General features: G+C 71.6%; 10 protein-coding genes. 3 read left to right on the plus strand and 7 right to left on the minus strand.

Going from position 1 to position 15,699, the window contains the following annotated elements; translation table 11 throughout:
* Positions 1-71 precede the first annotated feature (71 nt).
* Positions 72-1,124 carry a retropepsin-like aspartic protease gene (locus WMF24_RS03475; protein WP_437738756.1) on the minus strand — a complete coding sequence of 351 codons (1,053 nt, stop codon included), beginning with the start codon at positions 1,122-1,124 and terminating at the stop codon, positions 72-74.
* Between the two features lie 497 nt (positions 1,125-1,621).
* On the opposite strand from WMF24_RS03475, the gene WMF24_RS03480 reads away from it, so the two are divergent.
* Both WMF24_RS03480 and WMF24_RS03485 read left to right on the plus strand, forming a co-directional pair.
* Positions 1,622-4,510 carry a VWD domain-containing protein gene (locus WMF24_RS03480; RefSeq protein ID WP_437734911.1) on the plus strand — a complete coding sequence of 963 codons (2,889 nt, stop codon included), beginning with the start codon at positions 1,622-1,624 and terminating at the stop codon, positions 4,508-4,510.
* Between the two features lie 201 nt (positions 4,511-4,711).
* Complete coding sequence (locus WMF24_RS03485) at positions 4,712-5,233, plus strand: DUF2505 domain-containing protein (protein ID WP_437734912.1); 522 nt, start codon at positions 4,712-4,714, stop codon at positions 5,231-5,233.
* A gap of 97 nt (positions 5,234-5,330) precedes the next feature.
* On the opposite strand, the gene WMF24_RS03490 is transcribed toward WMF24_RS03485, so the two are convergent.
* Positions 5,331-6,176, minus strand: coding sequence for a ribokinase (locus tag WMF24_RS03490; RefSeq protein ID WP_437734913.1), 846 nt, complete (start codon positions 6,174-6,176; stop codon positions 5,331-5,333).
* A 260-nt stretch (positions 6,177-6,436) separates the two neighbouring features.
* Positions 6,437-6,589, minus strand: coding sequence for a hypothetical protein (locus WMF24_RS03495; protein ID WP_437734914.1), 153 nt, complete (start codon positions 6,587-6,589; stop codon positions 6,437-6,439).
* On the opposite strand from WMF24_RS03495, the gene WMF24_RS03500 reads away from it, so the two are divergent.
* Positions 6,588-7,718: a substrate-binding domain-containing protein gene (locus tag WMF24_RS03500; RefSeq protein ID WP_437734915.1), complete on the plus strand. Its 1,131-nt coding sequence runs from the start codon at positions 6,588-6,590 to the stop codon at positions 7,716-7,718. The genes WMF24_RS03495 and WMF24_RS03500 overlap by 2 nt on opposite strands.
* Positions 7,719-7,756: 38 nt before the next feature.
* Here the strand turns inward: WMF24_RS03500 and WMF24_RS03505 are convergent, their stop codons facing one another.
* The 4 genes from WMF24_RS03505 to WMF24_RS03520 form a co-directional block, all read right to left on the minus strand.
* Positions 7,757-9,061, minus strand: a complete 1,305-nt coding sequence (locus WMF24_RS03505) for a glycosyl hydrolase family 18 protein (protein ID WP_437734916.1) — start codon at positions 9,059-9,061, stop codon at positions 7,757-7,759.
* A 452-nt stretch (positions 9,062-9,513) separates the two neighbouring features.
* On the minus strand, positions 9,514-10,254 hold the full coding sequence (locus tag WMF24_RS03510; protein ID WP_437734917.1) for a hypothetical protein: 741 nt from the start codon (positions 10,252-10,254) through the stop codon (positions 9,514-9,516).
* 60 nt (positions 10,255-10,314) lie between these two features.
* Positions 10,315-13,431 carry a TonB-dependent receptor gene (locus WMF24_RS03515; protein ID WP_437734918.1) on the minus strand — a complete coding sequence of 1,039 codons (3,117 nt, stop codon included), beginning with the start codon at positions 13,429-13,431 and terminating at the stop codon, positions 10,315-10,317.
* A gap of 210 nt (positions 13,432-13,641) precedes the next feature.
* On the minus strand, positions 13,642-15,477 hold the full coding sequence (locus WMF24_RS03520) for a vWA domain-containing protein (RefSeq protein WP_437734919.1): 1,836 nt from the start codon (positions 15,475-15,477) through the stop codon (positions 13,642-13,644).
* Positions 15,478-15,699 lie beyond the last annotated feature (222 nt).

A 15,699-nucleotide genomic window follows, 5' to 3' on the forward strand; every position in this document is an offset into this window, starting at 1 on the left:
GGCGCTCTGCCCGGCGGCGAGGCCCCGGCGGCGCGCGCCGCGCCGGACGGCGCGGCGGCGCGCCTCCGGCGTCACCGCGGGGCGCAGCCGGCGAGGCCGCCGTCCTCGGAGAGCACCAGCACACAGGTGCGGAGCACATCCATGCCGGCAAATCCGTCGGACGGGCAGGCAGCCCGCCGCTCGCCGGGGAGGAAATCGATGTCGGCGGCGGCGTCGAAGCCCGCCAGCCGGAGGCGAGCGCCCGGGAGGACGGGGACCGTGTGCTTGCCCGAGGCGGCGTAGGCGCTCCGGTCGCCCGTCGCCCTGCGCGACAGCGTCTTCCCGGCCGGGGAGACGGCGAAGAGCGAGCTCTGCGACGCGCCCGAGTCGATCTTCAGCGTGACCGCGATCCCCTCGACGCTCGCCTTCGCGGTGAGCTCGCTGCCCTGATTGGGCCCGCCGCAGCGGGCGAGCTCCGCGACGGCGGCGTCGCCGAACCGCGCCCGGAGCGCGCGGGCGGCCTCGTCGCGCGGCGCCTCGGTCATGTGGCCGTCGCGCAGGTCGAGGACGACGGCGCGCCCCGGCGCGGCCAGCTCCTGCGGCGCGAGGACGCCGCCGATGCCGATGCGCCGGAGGACGTCGGGCACCGGGACGACGAGCAATGCGGGGGCGTCGACGCGGCCCCACCCGGACAGCGCGAGGCTCGCGTCGTCGATGCGCGAGACAGGCAGCGGCCGGCCGGCGTGGTCGACGGCGACGTCGCCGGCGGTCGAGAGGGGCAGGGAGAGCTCGTCGGCGAGCCAGCGGGCGAGGACGTGGTGCGAGGCGCCCGTGTCGACCATCAGCACGGCCGGCTGGCCGGAGACGACGGCGTCGATGAGCGGGGAGGGGAACGGGCGGTCGTCGATCTGGAACTGGAGGCTGGCGCGGCGCCCGGCGGGCTTCGCGGGGCCGGCGTCCGCAAGGCCGATGGGCGCGGGCGCGGGCGCGGCTCCGGAAATGGCCGGCGCCGCGCGCGGCGAGGCCGGCGCGGGGCGGACCGCGGCGGGCTCGGCGCAGCCGGCGGCCGCGAGGGCGCCGGCCGCGAGGGCGGCCGAGAGCGCGACGGCGCCGGGGGCATGCCTGCGGGGGCGCGGCACGGGCATCACCGGCGGCCGGCGGGCTCCGGGGGCGCCGGCGCGTGGGGGCGAGAGCGGCCCGCCGCGCCGGCTCCGCGCCTGCGTCCGTCTTCGCGTCCGCTTCCCCGAGGAGAGGAGATCCCGTGAAGAAGCTTCACCGGGCCATCCTTGGCCCGGCGGGCGACGTCGGTCAAGCGGCCCTGCCGATGAGCCCGGGTCGCGAGCGCGGCGTGGGCGACCGCGGCGGCGGGGTCGCCGGCCGCCGGATCGCCGGCGCCGAGCGCGTCCGCCCCGGGCCCGCGCGCGGCGGCGCCGAGGCGCAGAGCAACGGTTGCGCGAACGTCCCGGCCCGGAAGGCAGCTCTTGCCGGGTCGGCAATCGTTGCCTTGCCGCGGCGCGGACGGCGCGGCCCTGAAGGCCCGCGTTCGCCGCGGCCGGAGGCAGGGCGACCGGCGGAGTCGCGGCGCGGCGCGGAGGCACGCCGGTTGCGTGAGGGCGCGGGTCCTCATGCAAAAGGAGTCCCCTTGAGATCTCGACTCGTGAACGGCTCGATCCTCCTCGTCACGCTCCTCGCTCTCCCGCGGTGCGGCGCCGACGCGCCGGCGCCGGACGAGACCTCGGCGGCAGATCTCGCGATGCGGATACCGCGGCTGCCGCCAGAGCATGAGACCCCCGCGCGGGTCGAGGCCAGCTACCTCTTCGGCGTCCACAGCATCGAGGACAGGGCGGACGAGCGGGCGGCCGCGAACCTCATCACGCCGCCCGGGGGCCCGGCGCGCAGCAGCTGGACCGTCTTCGTCCACTACACGAAGCCGAGCGGCGGCGAGGTCGACTACCAGCGGTACAAGCGCATGATCGACGACGGATTCAGCCCGATCGTGCGGTTCGATTACAGCTACGGTCAGACCCTCCCGCCGGCGAGCGGCGACAGCTGCGACCCCGCCTGGGTCGAGGAGGTCGTCGATACGATGGCGCGCATCGCCGACAACGAGGTCTGCAAGGGCCCCTGCGCGACGACGTTCATCCTCGGCAACGAGATGAACGCGGCCTTCGAGAACAGCGAGGATCCGGACCGGGAAGGGTTCACCGTCGCCCAGTACGCGAGCTGCTTCCGCGACGTCCGCCGGCGCATGAAGGAAGAGGGCGTGTCGGCCAGGCTGCTCGTCGGCGCGGTCGGGCCGCTCAACGCCGACACGACGGCGAGCTGCCCGGGCGCCGAGGCCCACGACATGGACTACAAGAAGTACCTTCACTGCCTCGTCCGCGAGACGAAGGACCACGCCGACGGCCTCGCGCTCCACACCTACGGGGGCCGCGGCGGCAACCCCGACCCGCGCAGCGACGACCCGCGCGACGGCTTCCAGAACTACAAGCTGCAGCTCGACATCGTGGACGGCGCCGGCGGGGCGGCGCTGCCCATCTACATCACCGAGTTCAACCACGCCGGGAGCCTGTACGAGCACGAGGGCGAGCACTACGCGGAGCAGCCGTACCGGCGCGGGTTCATCCAGAAGGCCTACCAGGACGTCGCGGCGTACAACGAGGAGCACGGTTGTCGTATCCAGTCGCTCGTCTGGTTCGCTTACCAGAACCCCTCGTATGCCGGGCTCAACCTGACCGACTGGGAGTGCGTCGCGCCGCCGAGAGACGGAGACGAGCTCCCCCCCGGGGCGCCCGAGCCGCCGTCGTGCAACCTGAAGCAGGCGTTCGACGACTTCAGGGACACCGCGCTCTACCAGGAGTACGGCGCGAGCTGCCTCGCGGTGACGAGGCCCCCGCCGGGGGATCCGGCGCTGGAGGGCGCGGAGCTCGGCGGGCAGGTCGGCGAGCAGGCGCTGCGCACGATCAAGCTGATCAACCGCGGCAGCGAGATCGGCTATGCGATCGCGTCGAGCGTGCCCTGGCTCCAGCTCGAGTCGCGGGCGGGGGGGACGCTCGCGCCGAGCGAGTCGGTCGCGCTCGCGGTGCGCGCCGCGTGCGGCGCCGAGCCGTCGTCGTCCACGGGCGCGCTCACGATCTCGTTCAAGGACCGCTACGGTGCCCGCGAGAGGAGCCTCCCGGTGCGCCTCGACTGCCGCGGCGCCGCGCCGCCGTCCCCGCCGGGGACGCCGCCCGGCGGCTCGCACGGCGATCCGCACCTCCGCACGTTCGACGGCGTCTTCTACGACTTCCAGGGCGCGGGCGAGTACGTGCTCGTGGACGGCGGGCGCGACTTCGCCGTGCAGGTGCGCGAGCAGCCGCTCGGCGCGAGCGACGCGATCGCCGTGAACACCGCGGTGGCGGTGCGGGTCGGCGCGTCGCGGCTCGGGTTCTACGCGGGCGCCTCACCGGCCCTCCGGGTCGACGGCGCGCCGGTCGAGGTCGCGGGAAAGCTCGATCTGCCCGGTGGGCACGCCGTCTACCACGACGGGCACGGCCGTCACGTCGTCACCTCGGCGGCGGGCGATCACGTGGAGGTTACCGCGCGCGCCGCGCACGTGGACGTGCTCGTCTACCCGGCGCCGGGCCGCGCCGGGCTGCTCCGCGGGCTGCTCGGCAACGGGAACGGCGCGCCGGACGACGACTTCACCTCGCGCGCGGGCGTCGCCCTCGCGCCGCCGCTCTCGCGGGACGAGCTCTACGACGTCTTCGGCGACAGCTACCGGATCTCCGCCGCCGAGTCGCTCTTCGACTACGCGCCAGGAGAGAGCGTCGACACGTTCACCCTCCCCGGCTTCCCCGCGCGATCGGCGTCGGTCTCGGATCTCTCCCCGGCGGCGCGCGAGGCGGCCGCCGCGGCGTGCGCGGCGGCGGGGGTCACCGATCCTTTCCTCCTCGACGCGTGCGTGCTCGACGTCGGCCACTCGGGCGATCCGGCGTTCGCCGACTCCGCGGCGAGCGCCGCGCCGCCGACGGAGGGGTTGCGAGAGCTCTACCGGAGCGATTTCGAAGGGCCCATCGGCCCCGAGTGGTCGTCGACGAGGACCGGCGTGACCCCGATCGGGGGCCGGCGGTTCCTCGGCGAGTTCAACAACGAGACGGTGTCGCTCCGGCTCACCGGGCTCGCGCCCCACGCGCGCGTGAAGGTCTCGTTCGATCTCTACGTGATCCGCTCGTGGGACGGCGACGCGGGTGACGTCTTCTCGCTCGGCGCGTCCGGGAGCCCGCGGACGCTCCAGATGACGTTCACCAACGCGAACCAGGTGCCCCAGTCGTACCCCGATCTGCTCGGCGAGGGCGCCCACCCGGCGCGCACGGGCGCGGCCGAGTCGAACTCGCTCGGATACGACCACTTCGGCGACTCGGTGTACCGGCTCTCGTACGAGCTCCCTCACAGCGCCTCGGACATCGAGATCCGCTTCTCCGGCAGCGGGCTCCAGTGGATCGGCGACGAGAGCTGGGGAATCGACAACCTGGACGTCGTCGCTCAGTAGCCCGCGCCCGCGGCGCCCGCGTCGGGCTCGGCGGCCGTGCGGGCGCGCGCCGCGGCGCCCTCGCGCGCGGGCCAAACACGGCTCAGCCCGGTGTCCGCTCTCCAGCTGCGACGGAGCGGATTCGACCTCCGCGCCCCGCCACGACGGTTGTCAGCCGGCGCGACCCGCTGCAAGGTTCGCGCGGGAGGAGAAGGCGAGCGCATGATTCAGATCGAGGCGAGGCACCTGATTCACTGCGACGAGGACACCTTCTGGGAGCTCTTCTTCAGCCCCGAGGTCAACGAGCGGATGTACCGCGACGTGCTCAGGTTCCCCTCGTTCGAGGTGTTGGAGGAGCGGGAGGACGAGCGCACCCGGGTGCGCAAGGCGTCCGGCCAGCCCCGTGTCCACGCGTTGCCCTCCGCCATCCAGTCGATGCTCGGCCCGAACTTCCGTTACATCGAAGACAGCGTCTTCGACAAGGCGACGCGGCGATGGAGCTTCACGATGGCGCCGAGCCTGCTGGGCGACCGGCTGCGCAACGCGGGGACGCTGCGGGTCGAGCCGTCGGGCCCAGGCCAGGTGACGCGCGTGGCCTGCGCGACGATCGAGGCGAGGATCTTCGGCCTCGGCAGGATGCTCGAGGGCGTCATGGAGAAGGAGATGCGCGCGGGGTGGGACGACAGCGCGGCGTTCCTCAATCGCTGGATCGCGGAGCACCCGACGCCGGCGGCGGCGAGCTGAGGCGTCAGCCGCGCGCGTCGTCCGCGATCGGCGCGACACGGGCGAAGAGGTCCCGGGCCTCGTCGAGCTCCTGGAGCCGGACGTGGAGGACACGCCATCACGGCGACGCGGCTGAGCGGAGGCGGCGCTCCACCTCGGCGCGCGTCGGATACGAGGGCTGACACCCCTCGCGCTCGACCGAGATGCCCGCCGCCGCGATGGCGAGCCGGAGCGCTTCCTCGATCGCCATCCCGGAGGCGAGCCCGCCGGCGAGCACGCCCGCGAGGGCGTCGCCCGCGCCCGTCGTGTCGACCGCGCGCGCGGGCAGGGCGGGGAGCTCCTCGCCCGAGGGCAGCAGCACCGCGCCGCGCGCGCCCCGCGTGAGCACGACGCGCTCCGGAAGGTGGCCGCGCAGCGCCTCGTGCTCCAGCTCGTTGACGATCGCGAGATCGAACCGCGCGACGAGCGAAGGATCGATGGCGTTGACGGGCGATGGATTGCAGATCGACAGCGCGCCGTCGGCCCGCGCGGCCTCCAGCACGCCGTCGATCGCCTCGGTCGGGATCTCGCCCTGACAGAGCCAGACCGAGGCCCCGCACGGCGCGGGCGGCGCGACGAGCGCGTTGGCGCCGGGGATCGCGAGGATCTGGTTCTCCCCGGCCGCGTCGACGCAGATGAGCGCCACGCCCGTCGTCGCGCCGCGGTGGACCGCCACGGCGGAAAGATCCACCCCGTCGGCGGCGAGCGCGGCGGCGCAGAGCTCGCCGTGGGCGTCGTCCCCGCGCGCGCCCGCGAGCCGCACGCGCGCGCCGGCGCGCGCCGCGGCGACCGCCTGGTTGGCGCCCTTGCCGCCCGGCGCGACGAGGAAGCGGCGGCCCAGCACCGATTCGCCGGGGCGCGGCAGCCGCGGGCCGTAGCCGATGAGATCGGCTGTGATCGAGCCACAGATCGCGAGCAACTCCATGCCTGGCGCATACCACGGGCGGCGCCGCGGCGGTCGCGCGGGCGCACACATCATCTGTTCGCGCAGTGATACCCACCTCTCTGCCGGAAGGCCGCTGTCCACCGACAAGCGCCCGGCGCCCGGGGACGACGGTAGCGCGCGGCGCGCGGCGTATGGATGGACTGGCGACTGCACAACGGAGACCGGTTACGGCGCTCCGCATTGCAGAATACAGCGTGAACATTACATGGGTTCTCCATTCCAGTTCCGGTCGCCTGACCTCAATGCTCCTTGACAGCTCGATCTTCGGGCGCGTAGCGTGAAAGATCGAGCATGGACCTGCCGCTGCGCATTGCTTCCGCCGAACTGCCACGCAGTTCCATCATCGCGGACGGCGCGTAATTGAGCTGACCACGGACGAGGAGGGATCCCATGACGAGGATGGGGCGGTGCTGGATGGCGGCCTTCGGGCTCGCGGCGACGACGGCGGGGTGCGGATCGAGCGGGCCCCCGGGGGTGGACGAGCACATCACGCCGATCCAGCGAGCGCAGACCCCGCAGAACGAGTTCACCCCCGTGGAGCTGGAGGCGACGGTCGACAACCTCGTCGCCAAGATGAACGAGAATCCGCTCCAGTCGATGCAGATGGTGATCCTGCTGAAAGAGCTGAGCGGCTTCTTCGCGCCGGTCGCCTCGGCCGCGAACCGCGCCATGGGTGAGCTCGGGGTCACGGGCAACGTGATCGGGCCGAGCGCCCAGGCGGAGGGCCCGACATCGCAGGATCTCCAGAATCAGCAGATCCTGCAGGCGGTCGAGGACGGCGCCGAAGGGATCGGCGTCTCGCCGTTCGACATCAGCAACACGGCCGCCATCGACGAGGCCGCCGCGCAGGGGGTCCACGTGGTGACGCTCGACTCCGACGCGGCGAACTCGAAGCGCTCGCTCTACGTCGGGATCCTCAACGGGCCCGTCGGCGCCACGGCGGCGAAAACCCTGCTCCCGCACCTGCCCCCGCCGCCAGGTACGGTGCTGATCCACGGCAACGTCGCGCCGGAATGGACCGATGGATACGAGCGGACGCAGGGCGCCCTCAACGTGCTCGCGGAGGCCGGTTACACGCCCCTGGTGAGTCAGGCCGTGTTCTTCGGCGACAACGAGGCCTACGACGTCGAGTGGATGAGAAGCCAGATGGTGGCGGCCGACCCGCCCATGGTCGGCATGCTCGGCCTGTTCAACATCTCGTACCGGTGCGTGCTGGCCGCGGACGCCGCGGGCATGCCGGGTCTGCCGATCGTCGCGTTCGACTTCGATCCGAGGACGGTCGACCTCATGCGCCAGGGGCGAATCATCGCCACGCATACCCAGCGGCAGTACTACGAGGGGTACCTCGTGCCGTACATCCTCTACGGCGCCAAGAGCATCGGCACCGACGCGACGAGGGAGATCCTTGGCCCGTTGCTGGACGACACCGGCAGCCGGATCAACATCGGCATCGACGTGGTCCCGTCGGACAAGATCGACGCCTACAACGACTTCCTCTCCTCGATCGGCTCGATCCAGTAGGGCGACGCGGCCCCCCGGGGGCCGCGCGCGCCGCCGCTTCAATCCGTGACCAGGGGCCCGATGCGGTTGGCGAACGGCCAGCCCTGGCTCTCGTCGGTGTGGATCTCCCAGTCGAACGCCCCGCGGATCGTCGGGTGGTTGCGCTCGACCTCGCTCCACGTGGGGATCGCCTCGTCGATCGACATGTAATACTGGGCGTCCGCGATCCCGAACCCGACGACGACGTGCGTCGGACCGAGCAGCCGGACCCACTCGCCCACGCTCTTCACGACGTACGATTGCTGGTCGAGGTCGGGGCCGTCGTAGTATTGCGGGGCGGCGTAGTCCATGGCGCCGGCGTCCACCATCGCCTTGCAGAACGTCTTGTCGCGGTTGTTCCAGGGCGCCGGAGGCGCGGTGATGATGAAGCCCGGGAAGCGCCGCTTCAGCTCCAGGCTGATCCAGATCATCTCCTCGGTGTCCGGGTCCTGATCGGCCTCGAAGGTGTTCCAGTCGAGGCCGTCGAACCCGCCAAGGTCGTTGTAGATGCCGACGATGCTGTCGACGAACGTCTGCGATTTCTGGCGGTCCGGAAAGCTCATGCCCTGGCCCGCGCCGCCGACGGTGAGGATGATCTTGCGACCCTGCACCGTCCTCGCGTACTGGATGTCTGCCTTGAGGTTCGTCGCCGCTCCCCTGCCGTCGCCGGGCGGCGTCCAGGTGACGGCGCCCGTCGTGCCAGGCGGGCCTCCGACGGGCTTCGCGTGGAAGAGATAGATGAGGTTGTAATCGCTGTCGATGTCCCGGATGCGGACCGGCGACGGCGTCCAGTTGGGGTAGTAGCCGGCGACGACCTTCGCCGGGAGCGCGCCGATCGGGCCGGGCTCGGGGGCGGAGGTGTCCGTGCAGCCGGGGTGCGGGTCCCAGAAGTACGTGCTGACGGTCGGGATGTAGCCGGGGTTGCCGTGCTCGGCGACGTAGGCCGATCCCTCGTAGATCACGACGGCGCCCTCGTCGTACCACGCGCCCTCCTGCCACGCTGGATAGCTGCACGACCCGCCGGGGTCGGGCGTCTCGACGCAGCCGGCGTACGGCTCCCAGAAATACGTGCTGACGGTCGGGATGTAGCCGGGGTTGCCGTGCTCGGCGATGTAGGCCGAGCCCTGGTAGTTCACGATGGCGCCCTCGTCGTACCACTGGCCTTCCCGCCATTCAGGAGAGCCTGCGCACGCCGCAGCTTCGTTGTGTCCCACATCGACCTCATCCTGCGACGCGCCGGAGCCGAGGCACCCAGATGCGGCCGCGGCGATGGCGACAAGGAGAAACGACAGCCTGGAAGCAGTGGTGACAGAATTGCGCAGCATGGAAGATCCTCTTAGGTTCTTGGCTCAAAGCATAAGTGACAGATCGACGCCCGGATCCGGGCAGCTCATGAGACTTGATGCCCCCATGCAGAGCTGCCCTTCGGATTATTTGGCCGGGGCCCTGTCGAGCGGCTCGCCTGTCCGCCAGGTGATCGCGCTGTTACAGACGAGTTGCGGATGCGCCGAGACGCGAGCGCTCTGCCGCGCCGAGGACGTCCATGGTTGCAGAGCGTCGCCGTGGATTCAGCGGAGTGCGAACTTTACTGCTGCGCTAAATACATCTGGGGTTGGGAGACGCCGAGGCGCGAGCTTTGCTGCTGCGCCGGAACCCGCGGGAAACGCCCACCGGAACCGTCCCTGGTTGCGGGGCGCGGCCCGGGACCGGTCGGCGCGGCGCTGGCGCTGGAAACATGAAGCGTGGCGGCGCCCGACGCGCCCGCCGCCGACCCGCCTCACCGCAGCGCTTCGGGCGGCTCCTTGAGCACGCAGAGCGCGAAGTCGGGATCGCAGGTGACGTGCTGCTCCAGGTCGGGGTTGATCCCGGACCCCTGAGGCCTGCCGGCCGCGATGTCGGCCTGCGGATCGCACAGGCTCGGATCCGTCTCGACCCTCTCCGCTCCTTCCGCGGCCGGGAGGGCGCACGACACCGCGGGCCACAGCCCCACGACGCTGTAGGACGCGGTGCAGCCGTCCTTCGTGTAAGTCAGATCTGCGGTCATCAGCGTTCCTGGGAACGTGGGCGTGACGAGGACACGGACGTTGCTCCACGCGTAGCGGAGGCTCGTCGCCGGGCGATCGCCGAACGCGGGGACATCCAGCGCCGCGGCGCTGAGCGACGCCACGGTGCACACGTCGCTCTCGTCCGGCTCCACCGAGGCGAACTCGCCCATCGAGAGGACCGCGCCGCCGTCGACCGGCACGCCAGCGCCCTCGGCGTCGATGGCGAGCTGGCCGAGCTCGGTCGCGCGGATGGCGAGCAGCGCCCTCGACAGATCCTGCTCCGTCGGGTCGTCCGGCCGTGAAGGGTTGTACTTCTCGAGGCCGATGATCTCGCCGCGCAGCGTGTCGCAGTCGCCTTCGCCCTGCTTCGAGCCGGGCTTCAGGGTGTAGGTCGCGGCGAAGCCGCCGTGGCCGGTGGTGCAGTGCATCCTCGGCTGCTCGCAGGAGGCGACGAGCGCTGCGAGGACGACCATCAGACCGGCTTGCTTTCCGTGGGTTCGATTCATGGCGTATCTGCCGCGGGCGCGGCAGCCCTAGAAGGTCACCTTGGCGCTGATCCGGAGCGTGCGCGGCGCCTGGTACGCCGCCGGATTGCCGAAGTTCGGGTTCTTGTTCACCGGGTCGAACGCGGTCCCGTCGGCGTTCTGGAGGCCGGCGAGGCCCGCCTCCGTGCCGCCGGAGATGGGCAGCACCTGCGCCGCCGTGTACCGCTCGTCGACCGCCGTCACGCCCTGGAAGTTGAAGAGGTTGAACGCGTCGACCGCCACGAGCAGCGCGCTGTCCTTCGCGAGCTGCACGCCGACGCCGACGTGGGCGTCGATGTCGTGGACCCACGGCAGGCGCTCGCCGCTCCCGCGCGGCAGGATGAAGACCTCGTCGGGGCCGTAGACGAGGTGGGCCCCGAGGTACGACGTCGGCGCGCCGGAGCGGGCGCGGTAGGCACCGCCGAGGTTCACGACGAGCCCGTTCTTGAAGACGAGATCCTTCGCGCCGTAGAGCTTGAGCTGGTGCCTGTGATCGGCCGGCAAGGGGCCCTCGCGGTTCGGGAGCAGCGATTGAAGATCGAAGTCCGTGTTCATGTTCGGATCGATCTGCGTCGTCTCCGGCTTGAACAGCCCGGACCAGTTGCCGCGCAGGTACGAGATCCGGTAGCTCGCCTGCGCGAGCCAGCCGCCCGCGAACACCTTCTCCGCGAACACGGTGAACGCGTCGTAATCGCGCGTCGCCTTCGGGAAGTCCCTGGCCGCGCCGTACCCGGGGTTGGCGATGAAATAGGACCTCGCCTCGTCGCGGCTGAGGTCCTCGATGATCCGGTTCTGCCAGCGCTTCGTGTACTCGGCGCCGATCCGCACCTTGGGCGCGATCTCGTACTCGCCGCCGATGACGATCTCGTCGGACGACTGCGGCTCGAGGTCGGGATCGATCGGCGTCTTGTCGCTGTTGATGACGGCCCACTTCTGGTTCGGCGCGTGGGGGCCGTCGGCCTGGAGGCGCCCGCCCTCGTCCTCGCATGCGCCCTGGATCTCCTCGGCGTTCATCGGATTGCACGTCGACGCGCCGCGGAACGAGTACAGCATGCGCTCGCCGGGGAGCAGGCGGTCGGCGATGTTGAGCGGGACGCTCTCGTAATACCGGCCATAGTTCGCATAGAGCTTCGACCTGCCGGACTGCGTGATGTCGTAGATGACGCCGGCGCGCGGCGACCACTGGTTCGGCAGGCTCAGGCCGAGCTCTCCGTCGTAGCCGTAGAGGAGCTGCGCGTCGTAGCGGACGCCGGCGTTCAGGGTGACGCGGTCGGCGATGCTCCAGCTGTCCTGCACGAAGCCGCCGAGCGTCAGCGACGTCGACACCGCCTCGTACTTCGTGAGATGCACCGGGTCGTCGGGGCCGTTCAGGAAGCCCTGGCGGCGGAAATCGTAGACCACCGATCCGTCGGGGAACTCGGTCAGGATGGTGCCGCCCGACTGGCCGCGCTCGCTTCGGTAGCTCATCACCTCGACGTCCACGCCCGTCTTGACGACGTGATGGCCGAGGGCCGAGAACAGGCTCGTCAGCATGGCCTTGCCCTGGTAGCGGTCGAAGACGGACTCGCTGAGCACGCCGGGGCCGCCCGTGTAGTAATAGCCGGGCACCGGGCACGGCTCGGCCGCCGCGGCGTCGTCCTGCGCGCAGCGCCGCGTGGCGTCGCCCGGCTCGAACTCGCCGATGGAGCGCGGCGGGGACCGCTGCCAGAGCACCTGGACGACCTCGGACAGCCCCTTTCCGCTCCCGATCTTCTCCCCGTCCGAGGCGCGGATGGCGTTCAGCTCGTGGTGGACGCCGAGCGTCACGTCGAGCAGGTGGGTCTTGTTCTGGAACGCGGAGGACCACTTGAGCGAGGCGTCGGTCGCGGTGGTCACGTACCGGTGCGCGATCGCCTCGTAGTTGCCGTTGATGATCCCGCCGTTGTAGGGATTGTCGATCTCGATCCTGCCGTCCCGCGGGTTGAGCCCGAAGGCCCCGTCGCCGCCCGACACCGTCGGCGTGCCGTAGACCGAGAGCGAGAGGGTGTTGTCCGGATCGATGAGCAGCGTCAGCTTGCCCAGGTACTGGAGGCTCTGCTGCGTGGCATGGTAGACGTCCGTCGACCCCGGCAGGCGGCTCCGCACGACGGCGCCGGCTTGGTCGCCCGGCTCGACGATGTTCAGGTTGCGCTCCAGCCGGTAGGTCGCGAACGAGGGCGAGAGGCCGGCGTAGAACCACAGCCTGTCCTTCAGGATCGGGCCGCCGATCTCGACGCCGAAGTCGCGCAGCGAGGAGAGCGAGACATCGGTGGTGATCGCGCTCTCCTGCGCGACCACCGGGGCGCGCCGCCCCTCGAGGAGGCCGGGCGTGATGCTGAAGAAGACCGAGCCGTGGAACTCGTTGGAGCCTGACTTCGTGGCGACATTGTAGTAGCCGCCGGTCGAGCGGCCGTACTCCGGCATGTAGCCGCCGGTGATCACGTTGACCTCGTCGATGAACTCGACCGAGAGCGGCGTCCCGAGGATGCCGAACCCCGGGTTGTTCACCGAGAGGCCGTCGACGACGAACTGGTTCTCCGGCGAGGTCGTCCCGCTGATCGACACGCCGTAGCGGTCGGCGAACGCGCCCGGCGCGACCTCGGCGAGCGACTCGAACGATCGGGTGGCCCCCCCCTTGGCGCTCGGGGGGTTGAGCGGGACGCGGCTCACGAACTCGGAGCTCACGTTGACGCCGGTCGCGCTCGATCCGACATCGACCGTCGGCGGGGCGCCGACGACGACGATCTCCTGGGCCTGGAGCGCCTCGGGGAGGAGCTGGCTGTTCACCCGGATCGTGCTGTCGAGCCGCAGCTCGACGCCGCCGCGCGAATACGGCCTGTAGGACTCCTTGTCGAGCCGCAGCGTGTAGGTCCCTGGCGGGAGGTTCGGGATGCGGTATTGACCGGCGGCGTCGGTCACCACGATCTGCTCCCCCTGGAGGGCGGGGGACGTGACCGTGACAACGACGTCCGGAGCCGGCCTGTTCGTCGCCGCGTCGATGACCGTCCCCGTGAGGACGGCGGAGCCGGCCGCGAGCGTCGAGGTGGACACGAGCGCGCTGGAGAGCGCGAGCAGCGAAGCGGCCCAGCGGCCGCGCTTCATGTGCATGGGATTGACGGGGCTCCTCGAAGGAATTCCGTGACGACCTGCCGTGAGGGACCTTATACACGGTTCCCGCGGATCACGGATCAGCTTGCCGCGGCTCGCCGCGCTGGCGCCGTGGCCCGTCGCCCCGGGGGCGGGCCGCGCGGCGCGGCGCCAGCGTGTGCGGCGCGGTGCGCGGCCCGCGCGGCGCGCACCGGGGCCTGGCCCCGCGGGTCAGTCGGCGGCCTTCGCGACAACGGCGTCCGGCCTGCCGCCGGCGAGCGCGCCGGCGCGGCGGACGATGCCGATGAACTCCTGCTGATCGCCCCTGCTGGACGCGGCGCCCCGCGCGATCTTCTCGACGTCGGAGAGCCGCCACGAGCGCGCGTGCGGGCTGTGGCGGAGGATCTCGGAGAAGCCGGCCACGGCGGCCGCGAAGCGGAGGTCGGCCGGCGCCGCGTCGAAGGTGGGCGCGATGGCGCCCGGGGCCATCCGGAACACCGTCTCCTCGGCCGTGTCCGAGCCGAGCGGGGCCTTGTGGCGGAGGCGCACGACGAGCGGCGACGCGCTGCCCTTCAGCGCGGAGGGCTTGAGCTCGACGTCGTAGATGGCCGTCACGCTGTGCCCGGCGCCGATCTCGCCGGCGTCGACCTTGTCGTTCCGGAAATCGCGGTCAGCGACATTGCGGTTCTCGTAGCCGATGAGTCGATAGCTCTTGATGAGCTCCGGATCGAACTCGACCTGGATCTTCACGTCCCGGGCGATGACCTGGAGCATCCCGCCGACCTGCTCGGAGAAGACGCGCCGCGCCTGCGCCTCGCTGTCGATGTAGGCGTAGTTGCCGTCGCCCTGGTTGGCGAGCTGCTCCATCATCTCGTCCTTGTAGTTGCCCTGGCCGAAGCCGACGGTGGACAGCGTGATGCCCTTGTCCCTCGCGCGCTTGATCGTCTTCAGGATCTCCTCGTGAGAGGTCGGGCCGACGTTCGCGTCGCCGTCGGAGAGCACGACGACGCGGTTGACGTGGCCTCTCACGAGCGTCCGCTCCGCCAGGTTGTAAGCGAGGTCGATCCCGCTCGCCATGGCCGTCGAGCCGCCCGCGCTGAGGTCCGCGATGGCGGCGAGGATCTTCCCCTTGCTCTCGATGCCTGTCGGCGCGAGCACCTCGCGCACGCTGCCCGCGTAGGTGCAGAGCGCGACGGTGTCCCCGGGCTTCAGCGACTCGGTGAGCATGCGCAGGCTCTTCTTCGCGAGCTCGATCTTGTCCGGCGAGTGCATGGATCCGCTCGTGTCGACGAGGTACACGAGGTGGACCGGCGTCCGCTCCTTGACCGGCACGCGCTTGCCCTGGACGGCCACGCGGACGAGGTGGTGGCCCACCGTGAACGGCGAGGGCGCTGCCGCGAGGTGCACGGCGAACGGGCCGGTCGCGGGGGACGCATAGCCGTAGTCGAAGTAGTTGAGGAACTCCTCGGCGCGCACGGCCTGATACGGCGGCAGCGAGCCATCGAGGATCTTGCGGCGCGCGATGGCGTAAGAGGCCGTGTCGACGTCGATCGCGAAGGTCGAGAGACGGTCCTTCGCGGGGTCCTCGACCGGGTTGACGCCGTAGTCCCGGTACGCCTCGCTGCCCTGGGGCTCGGGCGCGGGGACGGCGATCGGCGCGGGCGGGGGCGCGGGGCGCGCCGCCGCGGCCAGCGCCGGGGCGGGTGCCTTCTTGGGCGCGGCGCCCGCCGCGGAGGCGCGGGCGGGCGCTGGCTTGCTCGTCCGCGCGGTCGTGCCCGACTCGACGACGATGACGGGCGAGGGCGCGGCGGGCGGGGGCGGGGCAGGGGCAGCCGCCTCGGGCGGCGAGGCCCCGGGGGCGGCCTCCTCGGCCTTCTCGTGGGCCGCGAGCGCGCGGCCTGCGCCCTCGTCCGCGTCGTACTCCGGCTGCATGGGCCGCGCCGCCGCGGCGCCCGTGCGCGCGTCCGACGCTGCCGGGGCGCTCGGGGCAGGCGCCGATGCGCTGCAGCCGAGGAGCACTGCAGCGACGAGAGAGGGGGCGACGACGTCGAACGGCAGGGTGCGCATGAGGTGTCCTCCTTAGGATGGGGATCGCGAGCGCGGATCCCCGCAGTGCGTTCTCGTGAGGCCCTGATCGCCGGGCCAGAACCAGGTCGTTCGAGAGGGCCGCACGCGCGGCCCTCCAGGGATCTTCAGGACGAGACAGGCCCCCTCGCCGCCCTCGCGGATCGAAGGCCGCGTGTCGCCGGTCCTCCGGCGGGCGCGCGATGGGGCGCTCGCGGCCGGGGC

The organism is Sorangium sp. So ce1335 (assembly GCF_051521615.1).
Lineage (GTDB): Bacteria > Myxococcota_A > Polyangia > Polyangiales > Polyangiaceae > Sorangium.

Bases quoted from the DNA above. Each gene is read 5' to 3' on its own strand.
- WMF24_RS03475 (WP_437738756.1), bottom strand. From the start codon at position 1,124: ATGCCCGTGCCGCGCCCCCGCAGGCATGCCCCCGGCGCCGTCGCGCTC.
- WMF24_RS03485 (WP_437734912.1), top strand. From the start codon at position 4,712: ATGATTCAGATCGAGGCGAGGCACCTGATTCACTGCGACGAGGACACC.
- WMF24_RS03490 (WP_437734913.1), bottom strand. From the start codon at position 6,176: ATGGAGTTGCTCGCGATCTGTGGCTCGATCACAGCCGATCTCATCGGC.
- WMF24_RS03500 (WP_437734915.1), top strand. From the start codon at position 6,588: ATGACGAGGATGGGGCGGTGCTGGATGGCGGCCTTCGGGCTCGCGGCG.
- WMF24_RS03495 (WP_437734914.1), bottom strand. From the start codon at position 6,589: ATGGGATCCCTCCTCGTCCGTGGTCAGCTCAATTACGCGCCGTCCGCG.
- WMF24_RS03505 (WP_437734916.1), bottom strand. From the start codon at position 9,061: ATGCTGCGCAATTCTGTCACCACTGCTTCCAGGCTGTCGTTTCTCCTT.
- WMF24_RS03510 (WP_437734917.1), bottom strand. From the start codon at position 10,254: ATGGTCGTCCTCGCAGCGCTCGTCGCCTCCTGCGAGCAGCCGAGGATG.
- WMF24_RS03515 (WP_437734918.1), bottom strand. From the start codon at position 13,431: ATGCACATGAAGCGCGGCCGCTGGGCCGCTTCGCTGCTCGCGCTCTCC.
- WMF24_RS03520 (WP_437734919.1), bottom strand. From the start codon at position 15,477: ATGCGCACCCTGCCGTTCGACGTCGTCGCCCCCTCTCTCGTCGCTGCA.